A 14,340-nucleotide genomic window follows, 5' to 3' on the forward strand; every position below is an offset into this window, starting at 1 on the left:
ACGATGAATATTGGCTTAACCGGCGGGATCGCAACGGGAAAGAGCAGTGTTTCCGCCCTACTTGCCAGTAAGGGAGCGCTGCTGATCGATGCAGACGTGATTGCCCGGGAGGTCATGATGCCCGGGCATCCCGTCTTGGCTGCCGCTGTAAAGCGGTTTGGACAAGCCATACTGAATGAGGATGGGACACTGGATCGGAAAAAGCTGGGAAGCATAGTGTTTCAGAATCCGGATGAGCGCAAAGCTCTCGAGGCAATTACACATCCGGCTATACGTCAGGAGATGCGGGAGCGTGCTGCTGCATATGAAAAGGCCTATCCGGACAAGCTTGTGGTATCAGATATTCCTTTATTGTTTGAATCCGGTTTGGAAAAAGGCTTCGATGAGGTTATGGTTGTATACGTACCGAGATCCGTGCAGCGGGAGCGACTGATCAAAAGGGATGGAATGACAGAGGAAGAGGCCGAGGCCCGCATTAATGCGCAGATGGATATTGAACATAAGAAGCAGCGTGCTGACGTGGTTATTGACAACAGCGGCTTATGGTCGGATACGGAGCAGCAGGTTATTTCATTTTTGCATCGTAAGGGTCTGATATGAAGTTACTGCGCAAGAAACGGGTACTGCTGTTGATGTTTGTTTCATTTGTATTGGTGCTGTTCCTGAATACAAACTGGATGGCGTGGTTTTATCCGATTCATTATAAGGAAGAGATTCGTGCCCAATCTCAGAGCTATGAGGTCGACCCTTTTCTTATCGCTTCTATAATTAAGGTGGAAACCAATTTTAAAACCAGCAAGGAATCCAGAAGAGGTGCCATCGGGCTGATGCAGCTGATGCCGGATACAGCAAACTGGATCATGGAGCAGGCCAAAATTCCGGGGACATCGCTTGAGGAACTGAAGCACGAGCCTGAAAGGAACATCCAGCTTGGAACATGGTACCTCCGTAACCTCTCAGAACAGTTTGATGGCAATGAGACGGCAATGATTGCCGCATATAATGCCGGACCAGGCAAAGTCAGCGGGTGGCTTAGAGATGGTGTGTGGGACGGTTCCTTCGAAACGGTCAAGGATATTCCTTTTGGAGAAACCCGGCACTATGTACAACGAGTCATTTATTATTATAATCAGTATGTAAAGATCTATAATACGTTCTGAAGACGGACAGCAAGCATTTGTCGAAGTAGTCAAAAGTATATCTGTCTAATTCGATTATCTTCTATGAGCTAAATTGAAAAGCAAAAGCACAGAGCAGGCCGGTGAATCACCGGCCGCTCCATGCTCCTCTGTGTAACATATTACGATGCAGAGATTATTGGTATTGACCAGCCAATTGCTGTTCTGCAATTGTTACCAGACGTTTCGTGATGTATCCACCGATCGAACCGTTCTCGTAAGAAGTCATGTTACCTTGGTATCCGTCTTGTGGGATGCTGATTCCGAGTTCTTGAGCAACTTCATATTTCAATTGCTCCAGTGCTGCGGAAGCGCGAGTTACTACCAAGTTGTTGGAGTTACCGTTGCTGTTTTGGGCCATTGCTGTTCACCTCCTCGCGGTTGGTAAAAGTATTATGTGTCTTCAATGCGATTTTCATAACTAGATGTTTCAGGGAATTAGTGGTAAAAGTAAAACATGGGAAGTGATCTGAATTGAAATGTCCTTATTGCGCCTACCTAGGCACAAAGGTGCTGGATTCACGGCCAGCCAATGAATCCAAATCAATCCGCCGCCGTCGTGAATGCGAGCAGTGCAGTCGCCGCTTTACAACATTTGAAATGGTGGAAGAGACACCACTGATCGTCATCAAGAAAGACGGCAGCCGGGAAGAGTTTAGTCGTGACAAGATTCTCCGTGGTCTGATTCGGGCTTGTGAGAAACGACCAGTCTCTGTAGAGAAGCTGGAGATGATGGTTTCCGAGGTGGAGAAGTCACTGCGGAACACAGCTGAAGCTGAAGTTGAGAGTCGTCAGATTGGTGAACTGTTGATGGAGCAGCTGTTTCCGGTTGATGAAGTGGCCTACGTACGTTTTGCATCCGTGTATCGCCAATTCAAAGACATCAATATGTTCATGAAGGAATTGAAATCGTTGTTGTCCAAAGAGGATCTCGAAGATTAAAGAAGTGGATCATGGGAGAAGAGCAGTCTGAGCTTTTGACACGAGTAGCCATTCCAAGAGGTTGTTCTTCTCCAAACACTTTGCGTTCTTAAAAAGTTGTTGACAGCTAATGCTGCTTTTTATATGATATAGGAGTCGCCTGCGGAACTGCTGCAGAAATTGACAAGCATCTTAATGTAATGTGGGGCCTTAGCTCAGCTGGGAGAGCGCATCGCTGGCAGCGATGAGGTCAGGGGTTCGATCCCCCTAGGCTCCATACTCAAAAAACTCTTGGTACACAAGGGTTTTTTGCTTTTTATAGGGGTTAAATGAGGTCTCTATTTTCGGTGTCTGGTGCCGAAATGGTGCCATTCGTTTTTTTGGTGCCTGAATTGGTACCGAATTAGAAGTCTCCGAATCGCTCGGCTGTTTCTTTCTGCATGTTCGGCAAAACATGGCTGTACAGGTCAATGGTTATCTTGACGCTGGCATGTCCAAGTCGCTCCTGCACGATTTTAGGATGCACCCCTTGCTTGAGCAGCAGAGTAGCATGTGTATGTCTTAAATCGTGGACTGTGATCTTCGGTATCTCTAGTTTCTCCATATACCTATAAAACGTTCTGAGAAGGTTTCTAGGCGTCACAGGCGTCCCTACGGAAGTCGCAATGATTAAGTCGTTGTCTTGGTATACTCCACCCGCTTTTGGTTTCTCAGCAGCCACTACGCGTTTCCTCTTCTGAATTTCTTTTATGATCTTGTCATCGACCGACACCAATCGTGTACCCGAAGCAGTTTTTGCTCCTGTCCTGATTTTCTTTCCATCATGTGATAATGTTTGTAGTCTAAGAATCAGTTGTAAAACAATCTGAGACATTATCAGTAACTCCTTTATATGATAACGGGCACAAACTGCTTCAGAAGGCTAAAGAACTCGGTCTTGAGGGTATCTGTCAGTATAATAGGGATGCACAAATGATTTTAGACGGGCGTTCAGAACGTCACGTCGTTAAGGTAAAAGCGTATCAATACATTCCCTGTCAGATAGAATCTATGCGGATCAAAGGAACTTTGGGTGGGGCCTATCAGTAAACGGTAAGTATGTTGGTATGTTGGAATTTCCACCTGGCCACGAAGAAATACATGCTTTTAATCAGATATCCAAGCAGCTCATTCGGGGCGAAAGTAAAGGCTGGCGTTATTTTGAGCCGTTAATAAGCTGCAAAATCAAATTTCAATGTTACTCTAAGAACGGAAAACTTCGTTCTCCCAAGTTTGAAGGATTCTGCACAACTACTTCTGTACAATTAAAAAGTTGAAGATATCCTTGATTTACAAGCTAAAAGATTTGTTTGAGTATTTTTGTATATGTGACTTTATGTAGACACTTTTAAAGGCAAAAAGCAGTTTGTACTACACCAATAGACGACCCAAGGATTTGTTGCAGCGTGAGGTTAACTATAGGTCCTTTTTTGTCTAATGCTACTCGCTTGTAGAATAATGTTTATTAGCAGCTGTCCAAATGATAGGTGCTTTTTTGTATTGAATCGATAATGAAAAAACATTAGCTGGGTCCCACTGCGCCTAGGTGTGGGATCGGCAGCTGCCGGATCTCCGTCTGGATCGATGCGGAACTGCGCCGGCTACATATCCACGAAGACCGTAGCGTCCAGGTAGCCGATCAACATAATGCTGGATCATTAGACGAATTGAGGGATACTTCCAAGGGGATCACGTTTATTGATTGAATGTTTAATCTCTCGGAAAAAAAGCCAACAGTTTTTTGTGATTGGTTTGACAGCTAGCCGATGAGTTCGCCAGGCGACACTGCCGCGGCTCTGCATCTTGCATACGGTGAGTAGATAAATAAAGCATAGAAATAAAATATTTTAGTCGATTATTTTTATTGGTAACTATTTGATGTTCAGGACCGTTTACATAATAAGTGTAAATATTTTTTTGGGGGGAACGGATGAAGAGAAAATGGAAGATTATTTTATTTAGCTTTATTGGGTTTATTATTCTTTTATTCATATTAGGAGCAACATACATCAACAATGTTGGTTATAACAATGTAAAGCTTATGTATAAATTAAATACAACGGATGTATCCATTGTTCAGATGGAGGAAGAGGGACAGTATCTTGCATTAAGGATGAACGGTAATCAACTTCTTAAAGATCGAGTGGAGAGGGAAGGCTGGCAGTTCAAGCAGCAGGAAGGGGCTGCATTTTTCTTTAAGAAAGACAATCAAGAAACTGTTATTTCTACGGAAATATGGAATAGTAATTATGTCCTTTATCGTGTAGATGATAATGTCGTCAATCTTGCCGACAAATAAGGAAAAAAAAACAGCCTGTCCACTTATATGTGGAGGCTGGTTTTTATTTAATTCGTGGCTTTGTCTATTTCATAGCCATACAAGCCATAACCTGAGCTGAACATATCGGCAAGTGTTCTTTCTTCCTTATGATCCCAAGTATGCTGTGTTATATACTTGTTGGCACTACTATTACCTGTGTTTTTCGTGATGATAACTGTATGATCGATATCAGCATCAGTGTCAGTATTTAAGCTTACTGCATCTCCGGTTTGTAAATCAGATATAGTAGAAGCTACTCCTGCTCGGCTTTTCCAATGTTTATAAAAGTTATGGGCACCACCCCATATATGCGAGGGGATAAGCGAACCAAAATGCCAGGATTCATCGCTCGTAAAACTAGCTCCGTATTTAAATTTCATTCCTCCAGTGTATAGTGCTTGTGATACAAAGTTTGCACAATCGTTCCATTTGTTCCAACAACTTTGGCCATCAGAAAGTTTACAACCGTTATATTCAGCGTAATGGAAATATATGGAGATAACCACTTAGGTCTGATAGACTATTCTGGATTGATTATATACTGGGGAGAATTAGCCATGCTTAAAAACCTCAATTTAAATTTAGAAATGTTTGTTTTAGGTATAGTCACTTTATTTTTTTTTTACTTTTAGGCTTGTTAGCTTGGATTTTTATGTTCAAGAATATTTACTTGAAAATAACTAAGCGATCATTAAAAATGAAACCTTGTAAGCATGCGGACATAGCATCTCTTCCACTGCAATTATTTGCCCACACTGCGGAGAGAGTTATCGGTCATCAGCTGCCTATGAATCAATTACTGGCTGCATTATAGCTGGAGTAATGTTTTCGGTAATAGGATTGAAATTTATTGAGCTCTTTATTGAGGAGTTTATAACAAAGTAAGAAGGAACAATGACTTACTTACATAGTTGGATGATATGAATGGAAGACATGATAGGGTTCAATATGACTGGTTCAGATAGACTAATTTGAATTAATTACATAATTGGAGGAGTACAATGCTTGACTACTTGTTAAAAGTCTTCGGATGGATAACTTTGGTTGGTGTGATTTTATTGTTTTATATTGGAGGAGGAGCACTTTTCTATAGGTCATTTATAAACATTAAGATAAAGGTCTTTAAAAAAGGTCATTACTTGAAGTGTAATGAGTGCGGAAATAAAGTCCAACATGATGCCCGTTGCTGTGAATGGTGTGGTATACGCTTCAAACGAACAGATCCTTTGTCAAACTCCATATTTTATTGTTTTATTATTGGTTGCATGATGATAACTGGTGGATTAGGCATGACACAAGAATTTTACGAAAATATCTTTTTCTTCTTATATGACTAAAACAACAGGAGCAACCGCTATGGTCGCTCCTGTTGTTTTGCTCAAAACTCATAAAGACCACGAAAGCATCTTTTCTTATGTGTTTACACCCCTATTATATGGGGATATTCTGGGGACGGATTGGGGACTGAATTAAAAACTCTAGTTAGAAATGAGTATGCTTTGTTCCAGAGTAATGTGAAAAAACGTTGATACAACAACACTTAATTGACATCGTTCAATATGATTCCATGCATCAAACATCGCTGGCAGCGATGAGATCAGGGGTTCGATCCCCCTAGGCTCCATAACTAAAGAACCCGCTGAACACAAGGATTTCCGAGTGTCTGGCGGGTTTTTGCGTGTACAGATTGTTCAAGGGCTTTTGTAGCAACTTATAAGCTAATGTTCTAATCTTCTGGTTCTTTAATGTTATTAAAAATCTCACGGTATTGAAAATCTGACGTTTTCATCACAGTTAAGGAGCCATCGGGTTCCAATACTACAGCTTCCACCTGGTGCATGGAAGAACCCCCCTGATTTCGTGCTGCCTGCAAAATCTCCTCATCTCTAATGCGTTCATTCTTCATGACATATTCCAAATAATTCCCATTATAAATCCGGGGTATGAAGCCGCCCGAAAGAACTGGGATCCTCATACCGACAGATTTCCTAAAGTATTTGTGTTTGCTCAGAAAACAAAAGATGTTTCCAATGCGATCAAATGGGCTCGAGAAAATAAGGTACCCATCCGGCCAAGGAGTGGAAGACACTCTCTGGAAGTGAACCTTTCAAAAGGTTAACGGTGGAATGGTCATCGATGTAAGTGATTTGAATAGTATTAAGCTGGACAAAAAAAATGGAACGGTTGTTGTGGGGACGGGTAACCGTGTGGGAAGAATCGCAAATACACTGGCACGGCAAGGTTTTATCGCTCCCTTTGGAGATAGCCCTACTGTCGGGATTGGCGGAATTACACTAGGTGGGGGAATTGGACCTCTCCAGCGGTCGATTGGTCTCATTAGTGATAATCTTCTTGAAGTTGAAATGGTTGATGCGAAAGGGAAAGTGATTCGTGCCAACAAAAACTGTAATTCAGATCTTTTCTGGGCTTCCCGAGGGGGTGGCGGTGGTAATTTCGGAGTGTACACCAAGTACAAATTCAAAGTACATCGTGCGCCAGCTAAGGCAACCGTATTCCGCATAACTTGGCCTTGGAACCAATTAGAAAAGGTACTCAAAGTATGGCAAAAATGGGCTCCTTCCGTTAATTTCAAATTAGGCAGTGAACTAACGATCGGACCTAAAAAGGGCGGTAATGTCAGCATGGAGGGGCTGTTCCTGGGCTACAAAACAGAGGCGCTTCGCCTGCTAAAGCCCATCACGAGTGTTGGGACACCCACAACTTCTATCATCCGGCTATTAGCTTATATCGTCGGGTCCTATATTAACGTTCCAGATCAGGGGATTAAAAACTCCGGGCAGGTTTATTATGGAGCTAACTATGTCAGATTACGGAGAGTAAAAGCCAAATATGACCCGAAAAAATGTGTTCAATAATCCACAAAGTATCACTCCGGCAGGGTACACAAGGGCTAGATAACATTTTGATTCATCTGTAGCAGTATCCATGCATCCGAGAAAAAAGCGTCCCTGTTCAGTAATGCGGACTTCAGTTCTGTGATCAAACAAAGATGATCTTTTAGAACTGGAGTCCTGAACGTGGAGAACTCGCTCATAACATCCTAAGGAGATCTAAGCAGTGGTCCCACATTTGCAGAAAGTGATAGCAAAAAGTTATACTGTTGATCTCCAGGGTATAGCCTGAAATTTTTGATTACGGTAACATGACAGTATAATTCTCCTTTAAAAATACATATAGTGCCGCTATGTGCTGATGGCAATAGTTATTGGCTTGAGTTTTTTCGAATAGACGGCGTACCCACGATTCACAATGCGGACAACCGCTACATTGCTGAGAGCTACGTCTGGAGCTTCACTACAGAAAAGTGAGAGGATCTGGAACATAAAGAGGAGGAGACATCTTGTTCTATGAAGGTCATCATGCTGCACATTACCCAATGGTTCAGATCCCTGCAGGAAGTGTTGGATTACGAGATGATCGGATTAAAAAGACATGGACGGTTGATGTCAATTCCTTTTGGCTTGCCTCGATTCCAGTGACGAATGATTTATACCATTCCATTGTGCAAAGGAAGGGTGAGCGAAATAATCATCCCCTCTCACCGGTTACCAATGTTTCATGGAATGAAGCGATACTCTTTTGTAATTTGTTATCCCAGCAATCAGGACTACAAGAATATTACGAAGTCAGTCAAAACGGGGAGAGAGTTGCCCGTAACTTGGGATCAGATGGCTATCGTCTCCCTACGGAAGCGGAGTGGCAGTATGCGTGTAAGGCTGGTACCAGCGGTTATCGTTATGGAGAGCTGAATGACATCGCCTGGTTTGAGGAGAATTCGCAAGGAAGGGTCCACGAGGTCGGTACAAAGGAAGCGAATGCGTGGGGGCTCTACGATATGCTTGGGAACGTCTGGGAGTGGTGCTGGGATCAGTATGATGAAGAAGTGTATGGTTCCTACCGTGTGTTCCGTGGTGGCAGCTGGGCAGAAGAGGCCAGAGGTTGCGGCTCGACGTGCCGACGTCGAAGCCATCCTACCTTTGGCATTGATGATCTGGGCTTTCGCCTTGCTCGAACATGAAAACTAAAAATGCCCTTGTACAAGGGCATTTTCCATGTGGACTGCATTTTTATATAAAGTTTTTTTAGAAACTACTTATTGCTTGTGAGTGGAATTCGTAATTCTTCATCCGGCTTTTTGGTTGTATAGTTCCATACATACAGATCTATATTTTCACCCTTAAAATCTTTGTACACTTCCGTATGTTTATTATCCGAATCATTAAAATATAGCGGCGCTAAGTAATGCTTGTCTCCCTGTTCAAGGAAATAGGATTGATTAATTCCGCCAAATGTAGTGTCCGGGCTGAAGGACTCAACATACAGGTTACCGTCCTTGAGATAATACGTCCAACTCAAACGGAATCCTTCGTAATCACTCGCTATTGTTTGTGGCTGAGTAGAGATATCCGTTAGACGGATAGAAGCCTGGCTTCCAGAATGTTCATCTACTCGATCCTTCGCGATCAAGGTCATGGGTTTGTTGGACAAAGAGCCAACATCCATCAGAAGTGAGTCCGTCTGCTCAAATCGCAGTTCTGTTTGGTTAGGATTCACTGTACCTTCAAGGGAAACATAGCCTTCCATCGTTTTTCCGTCGACTTCCAGCTGATAGGTCCGGTAAGGAATTCTAAAATAGTCTTCTTGGTGATTAATGGTTACTCGAATCTGTGTTGGCGTCACCACAATCCCACGAATGCTAGCCTCTCCACCCATAGAATTCAATGGAATGTCCATTTCTTTCTTAACCGTTCCCGTTCTCATCTGCTGTTGAGACAAGGAGAGATCGAGGTTCCATGTTCCATCAATTCGTTCTTTCTCATGTGTATAAGTGAAGGTAAAACGATTGGCCTTTTCTTTGAACTGCTGCCCGTTAAATATTTGCATGCTGGAGTAAGCTCCCGTTGCTCCCGCCGTGCCGTAGACAGGGCTTTCCGTTTCCTTAATGATGTTCCCATTTTGATCATAAGCCGTGATTCTGGCCCAAGTCTGTTCCTGTAACTCTTTATCTGTAAAAGTCACGTTGGAACGTATCATGATTTGATCTTCCGTGTGCTGGAAGGATTGTACTTCTACCGCTTCGATGCCATCCTTTTGAATATTGAATTTCTGAGTATTAGTATCTTGGGGATCGAGTGTAATGTCCTCCTGAATGTCTTGCAAATAACGAACACCTGTAATGGAGAATTGAAGTCCTGATTGGTGGTTCTTTGGCATTACCCAGTCCGTTTCGAAGTATCCCTGATAAACACCTTGCTCTTCGTTCCATTTTTGAGAATAATGTCCTTCAATAGGCTCTCCATTGCTGTCTTTCAAAACCATTTGATCATATCTGATTTCTTTTCCGTCTGTTTCCATGCCAGGTCTAACCGTGTATAGAAGAACCGTTCGGTTATCATCCACAAAAGCGTTATGCACTGTTAGGGTAACTCCGTGGGCCGTGACACTTTGTTCAATGGACTGGCCATACCCGGCTTGAAGTGCCGACTCAATTCCTGACTTGTGGGAAAGAATGTCGCTCCAGTCATATTGAAAGGCAGCATATACCGGCGTAGCCATGACTGCCACAGATACACCCAGAACAATGGCGACTTTGGTTTTTCCCCGCTGAGAGTTATGCTTGATCTCATCAACTACCCGCAGCTCGTCCATTTGAATGCTGTTGAACATTTTTCCAAAATCCGGATACTCTACGTGTTCTGAATGATTCTTCATGTGGTTCTTAACCTTGGATTCTACTGTATTCAAAATGATTCTCTCCTCTCGTTTTAACCTTCTCGTAGTATTCCAGTTTCTTTCGCATCATTTTGAGAGCCTTGTGTAATCTTGTTCGAACCGTACCCTGACGTATGCTCAGGATCTCCGAGATCTCAGCAACAGAGAGATCACCAATGTAACGCAGAGTTACAACACTTAGCAGCTTGTCCGGCAATTTTTGCAGTTGTTGCTCCAATTCCGCGAAAGATAGCTTAGCCATAACGATTCCATCAACGGAACCTTTGGCAAGAGCCTCGTGTTCATGTAAGTTCTGTAATTGATCTTGCTTATCACTTTTGACTTTGTTTTTACGAATAATGTTAAGGCAATGGTTCATGGCGATCCGCATAATCCAGGCCTTTAAATGTGTGACATTTCTCCAGTCCTGCCGAAATACAGTTACAAACACATCATGGCATACATCCTCGGCATCCTGGATGTTTTTGAGCATATACAAGCAGGTGCGATATACATCTTTGTTATAAGTATTGAAGAGTTCATGCTCGGTCACTTCCGGTACTCCTTTCTTGTTGGGATATATTATAGACAAGTGAGCGTCGAAAATGATTCACTTTTTTTATTCTAGTGCAGATAAGAGTGGGTTATAGACTCATTACGGCTAAGAGTAATCATATAAAAGTCAATCGGACAGATCAAAGCAAATAATGACAGGCAGTAAGATAGGCTTTCATCTATTATAGAAGTCAAGGAGTGGTCAACCATATGAACTGGATTGAATCGTTACAGAAAGCTATACAGTATATAGAAGAGCATTTACTCGAAAATGTAACGATGGAGCAGATTTCAGCACAAGCTCATATTTCGCCTTTTCATTTTCAACGTACGTTTGCACTATTAACAGATGTTACCGTATTCGAATATATACGACGGAGACGATTAACATTGGCGGCACATGAGCTCTTACAAAGTGATCACAAAATTATTGATCTAGCGCACAAGTATGGATTTGACACACCTGAATCTTTCTCCAAAGCCTTTCGCAGACAGCATGGAATTGCACCAAGTGAGGCACGAAAAAGCAGCACCTCGATCAAATCATATAATCGCTTGGTTATTCAAGTCAGTTTAAAAGGAGCAGAACCGATGAATTATAAAATTGTTGAACAGGATGAATTTACGTTAGTTGGAATCAAGCAGGCCTTCTCTTATGTAGATGGGGAAAATTTACGAGAAATCCCGAAGATATGGCAAGAGGCGTATTCCAGTGGAACAGAAGATCGTTTAGTGGAACTGAATAATGGGGCTATACAAGGATTACTTGGAGTCTGTGTAGACCAGACTGAGATCGAGGACAAGCAAATGGAATACTGGATAGGTACGGCTTATGAGGGTGAAGTACCGGAAGGATTGGCATCCATAACGATTCCTGCTTCCAAATGGAGTGTGTTTGAAGTACAAGGTCCGATGCCTGAGAGCATACAGAGCCTATGGAAACAGATTGTCTCCGAATGGTTCCCATCAAATCCTTATGAGCATGCGGGTATTCCGGAATTAGAAGTATATCCGGGCCATCATCAACCACCCCAAATTTGGATACCGATTAAATAAAGGAGGTGAAATGAATAACTTCAAATTTTCATCCTTTTCGAATAGTAATTCCACAGCTTGTAAGCGGGGATACATCGATATGGTGGGAAAGTACGTTAAACGATGACTTAACAGCAGACAATATCGGGTAGCTTAAACGTCGAGCAGTTAGGGAAAAGCAAGGATTTGACTCTGTCCGATGTTGACTTCTATATTTTGATGATGGAGGAGTTCAAAAGCTTTTCAACACCCTTCATCAACACCTTATATTAAAATCTTAGTTCAAAACCTTTTCTTAAAGCCATAGATCAACACCTTTAATTAATACCTTTTTACAAGCCATAAAAGTGCCTCGAAAAGCTTGAACCATAAGGGCTTCTGTATCTGGATAAAATTAGATATAGAAAGCTCTTATTTTTATGCAAAATAACAATTGCAGGACACACATTCGAGAACACTTAACGAACACTAAATGTATAGAAGCCCCCATCAACGGTCAGTTTATCCAAATGAGTAGAATCGATATAGACAGCACCTACATAACAAAATCACATGATAAAAAACGTTATCCACAGTATCATTGATGAAATTGGGATACAAAGGAAGTTATGAGATCTCTTCTATTACCCTACTTTAAGACAGGTCCCGTTAAAAGCACCCTCAAGAACAGCAAAAATGAAAATCAAATAAGCAGTCGCTCTACCAGTCGTAGAACCACTGCAATACAATTTAGGCTGAAAACGAATTGAAGGGAACACAAATAAATCTAACCAATGAAAAAAATTAGATGACGCTCGTTTGATAAGGATTATTTTTTTGGTTACGGATATACTTCTCAATTTCCATTTTGATCTCCAGGATAGGGGCTGGGAGAGATTTGATGCGGTAATAATGGTGGACAAACCATTCAGGATGTTGCCTGAAACGGTTGAGCCAGCACATGTTGATGAGACGAAGCTTGTCCCACACTTTCATTTGTTGTTTATGGGCTGCTTCAATTAGTTTTTGATTAATGACAGAGATCTCATCATTCGCATAGAGGTTGGTCTCCGCCATGTGTTTCTTCTGCTCGATATGTTCAAGTTCCATAGACAATTGTGCAGCGTAGTTGAGCTCGGCGGATTCCATAACGGACCGAAAATAGGCACTGATTTCATTGAGTTCATTTTTTTCTTCATTAACAATGTACGCCGAATCTTCTCTGTATATCATGTTGAAGAAGGTTTGTGACCGTCTTCTATTTTTTTGAATGCTGAAGAGGGCATTGTCAAAAATCTCGGTTGCATATTCATATCCAAATTTGGCATAGTAGTCTTCCATTACTTTTGCTATTTGCCAAACTGCTTTACGAGACAAGAAGTCACAACAAAAACGATGCTTCATAAGCTGTTTGGTCACCCATAGCTCAGCACCTTCAGAATAAACTTCACCCATGTCGATCCATTTTTGATGAACGTTCAGGACTTGGAAGTTTTCCGTGTGTATTTTTATTTTTAGATATTTGGCTGCTTTCTTTAGGATGGTTCTAGCTTCCTTTGGCGTGCGTATGTTAAGTAGGCCTGCTGCCCCGTAAAGATCATTTATGTAACCCCAGCGGAAATTGCCTGGAATGTAGACAAGCTCTTTGCCGACATAATGAAGAACAAAGCGTTGAACATTTCGATCCTCGGACAGAAATTCTTCACAAGTAAAGAATGCAAAATGTTTGGCATATAGGGTTTCTTGGGAAAACTCCGCCTGATCGCGTACAAAAACATATCGATCAAAAAACAATGTACCGGAGTCATTGTAGTGGATAATACCTTCGTGTTCTAATTTGTGGAGAAGAATTCGGATACGATAAGTGGAGGTACTCATTCGTTTTGCGAGCTCTGTCTGAGAAAGTGGAACTTCTCCGCCATATGCGCAAACGGTACCCAGTAGGAGTTTGAGTTTGAAAAGCAAACGAGTATCATGATGTAGGGTCTGTGCATCGAATAGATCAGGATGGTGTTTCATCTGCGCCTCTCCTTAACTCCCAACTGCAAAAATGGGTAGGGAAAATAAGGGTTTTGGCTTTTGTTTTTTTACAAGACATGCTATAATGAACACATCAAAAAAGAAGCAAGACCAAGACCCCGACTTTTCGTGGTTTTAATAAGTGTCAGTCGCCAAACTATCCACTTATTAGAACGATATCGTTGGGTTCTTTTTTTATTTTTATAGAGATTTTTATTAGCTTTCCATTCACTATATATTGATTATAGCATCCGTCTATTTAATTGGGAACACCAGTGGTAGTACGAGAAATGAGTAATAAAAATAGAAACAAAGAATGAAACCGTAGTTTTACGATTATACATATAGTACGAGAAAAAAGTTAGAAAATAAAAAATAGGGCTACAAGCTTGAACTTTTTTTGTGCTCAACAAATATAGAACTTTTTTTTAAGCATTTTAGTACGTGGAATTCGTAATAAATTTAGTATGGTACGATTTTTAAGTAATAATTATTAGAAAGTACGAAAAATAAGTGAGAATTACGATGATATCAAGGATCCTACCCTGTAGTTGGAGAATT

The 14,340-nt window shown here is 41.7% G+C and carries 15 protein-coding genes, 1 tRNA gene and 1 pseudogene; 10 read left to right on the plus strand and 7 right to left on the minus strand.

From position 1 onward, the window contains the following. The first annotated feature begins 3 nt into the window (after nucleotides 1–3). Both coaE and HP552_RS33630 read left to right on the plus strand, forming a co-directional pair. Nucleotides 4–600: a dephospho-CoA kinase gene (gene coaE, locus HP552_RS33625; RefSeq protein WP_175399658.1), complete on the plus strand. Its 597-nt coding sequence runs from the start codon at nucleotides 4–6 to the stop codon at nucleotides 598–600. Further along, nucleotides 597–1,160, plus strand: coding sequence for a lytic transglycosylase domain-containing protein (locus tag HP552_RS33630; protein ID WP_175399659.1), 564 nt, complete (start codon nucleotides 597–599; stop codon nucleotides 1,158–1,160). The genes coaE and HP552_RS33630 overlap by 4 nt, the downstream gene beginning before the upstream one ends. Nucleotides 1,161–1,314: 154 nt before the next feature. On the opposite strand, the gene HP552_RS33635 is transcribed toward HP552_RS33630, so the two are convergent. Continuing rightward, nucleotides 1,315–1,539, minus strand: a complete 225-nt coding sequence (locus HP552_RS33635) for an alpha/beta-type small acid-soluble spore protein (RefSeq protein ID WP_095288108.1) — start codon at nucleotides 1,537–1,539, stop codon at nucleotides 1,315–1,317. 113 nt (nucleotides 1,540–1,652) lie between these two features. On the opposite strand from HP552_RS33635, the gene nrdR reads away from it, so the two are divergent. After that, nucleotides 1,653–2,120 carry a transcriptional regulator NrdR gene (gene nrdR, locus HP552_RS33640; RefSeq protein WP_175399660.1) on the plus strand — a complete coding sequence of 156 codons (468 nt, stop codon included), beginning with the start codon at nucleotides 1,653–1,655 and terminating at the stop codon, nucleotides 2,118–2,120. 183 nt (nucleotides 2,121–2,303) lie between these two features. Further along, nucleotides 2,304–2,376, plus strand: a tRNA-Ala gene (locus HP552_RS33645). A 126-nt stretch (nucleotides 2,377–2,502) separates the two neighbouring features. Here the strand turns inward: HP552_RS33645 and HP552_RS33650 are convergent. Further along, nucleotides 2,503–2,973 carry a tyrosine-type recombinase/integrase gene (locus HP552_RS33650; RefSeq protein ID WP_175399661.1) on the minus strand — a complete coding sequence of 157 codons (471 nt, stop codon included), beginning with the start codon at nucleotides 2,971–2,973 and terminating at the stop codon, nucleotides 2,503–2,505. Nucleotides 2,974–4,068: 1,095 nt separating this feature from the next. Between HP552_RS33650 and HP552_RS33655 the strand changes: the two genes are divergently transcribed. After that, nucleotides 4,069–4,437, plus strand: coding sequence for a hypothetical protein (locus HP552_RS33655; protein ID WP_175399662.1), 369 nt, complete (start codon nucleotides 4,069–4,071; stop codon nucleotides 4,435–4,437). A gap of 47 nt (nucleotides 4,438–4,484) precedes the next feature. Here the strand turns inward: HP552_RS33655 and HP552_RS33660 are convergent, their stop codons facing one another. After that, entirely contained in the window at nucleotides 4,485–4,964 is a 480-nt protein-coding gene (locus HP552_RS33660) for an amidase domain-containing protein (RefSeq protein WP_175399663.1), read from the minus strand. 495 nt (nucleotides 4,965–5,459) lie between these two features. Here HP552_RS33660 and HP552_RS33665 point away from each other — a divergent pair, with 495 nt between their 5' ends. After that, nucleotides 5,460–5,795 carry a hypothetical protein gene (locus HP552_RS33665; RefSeq protein ID WP_175399664.1) on the plus strand — a complete coding sequence of 112 codons (336 nt, stop codon included), beginning with the start codon at nucleotides 5,460–5,462 and terminating at the stop codon, nucleotides 5,793–5,795. A 389-nt stretch (nucleotides 5,796–6,184) separates the two neighbouring features. Here HP552_RS33665 and HP552_RS33670 read toward each other — a convergent pair whose 3' ends face one another. Beyond that, a complete protein-coding gene (locus HP552_RS33670) occupies nucleotides 6,185–6,433 on the minus strand; it encodes a YetF domain-containing protein (protein WP_175399665.1) in 249 nt (82 codons plus the stop codon). Here HP552_RS33670 and HP552_RS33675 point away from each other — a divergent pair. The 3 genes and pseudogenes from HP552_RS33675 to HP552_RS33680 all read left to right on the plus strand — a co-directional run. After that, nucleotides 6,356–7,205: pseudogene (locus tag HP552_RS33675) on the plus strand (FAD-binding oxidoreductase); the annotation flags it as partial. The gene HP552_RS33670 and the pseudogene HP552_RS33675 overlap by 78 nt on opposite strands. A gap of 36 nt (nucleotides 7,206–7,241) precedes the next feature. Beyond that, complete coding sequence (locus HP552_RS35960) at nucleotides 7,242–7,334, plus strand: BBE domain-containing protein (RefSeq protein ID WP_446686458.1); 93 nt, start codon at nucleotides 7,242–7,244, stop codon at nucleotides 7,332–7,334. A 521-nt stretch (nucleotides 7,335–7,855) separates the two neighbouring features. Next, nucleotides 7,856–8,497: a formylglycine-generating enzyme family protein gene (locus tag HP552_RS33680; RefSeq protein WP_175399858.1), complete on the plus strand. Its 642-nt coding sequence runs from the start codon at nucleotides 7,856–7,858 to the stop codon at nucleotides 8,495–8,497. A gap of 71 nt (nucleotides 8,498–8,568) precedes the next feature. Here HP552_RS33680 and HP552_RS33685 read toward each other — a convergent pair whose 3' ends face one another. Together HP552_RS33685 and HP552_RS33690 are read right to left on the minus strand one after the other, a co-directional pair. Then, a complete protein-coding gene (locus tag HP552_RS33685; protein ID WP_175399666.1) occupies nucleotides 8,569–10,224 on the minus strand; it encodes a DUF4179 domain-containing protein in 1,656 nt (551 codons plus the stop codon). After that, entirely contained in the window at nucleotides 10,199–10,744 is a 546-nt protein-coding gene (locus HP552_RS33690) for an RNA polymerase sigma factor (protein WP_175399667.1), read from the minus strand. Before HP552_RS33690 ends, HP552_RS33685 begins: the two co-directional genes overlap by 26 nt. Nucleotides 10,745–10,956: 212 nt before the next feature. Here HP552_RS33690 and HP552_RS33695 point away from each other — a divergent pair, with 212 nt between their 5' ends. Further along, the gene (locus HP552_RS33695; RefSeq protein ID WP_175399668.1) at nucleotides 10,957–11,802 is read left to right on the plus strand and encodes an AraC family transcriptional regulator; all 846 of its coding nucleotides are present in this window, start codon (nucleotides 10,957–10,959) and stop codon (nucleotides 11,800–11,802) included. Between the two features lie 762 nt (nucleotides 11,803–12,564). Here the strand turns inward: HP552_RS33695 and HP552_RS33700 are convergent. Next, complete coding sequence (locus HP552_RS33700) at nucleotides 12,565–13,779, minus strand: hypothetical protein (protein ID WP_175399669.1); 1,215 nt, start codon at nucleotides 13,777–13,779, stop codon at nucleotides 12,565–12,567. Nucleotides 13,780–14,340 lie beyond the last annotated feature (561 nt).

It is taken from the genome of Paenibacillus xylanilyticus, assembly GCF_013359935.1.
GTDB classification, from domain to species: Bacteria; Bacillota; Bacilli; order Paenibacillales; family Paenibacillaceae; genus Paenibacillus; species Paenibacillus xylanilyticus.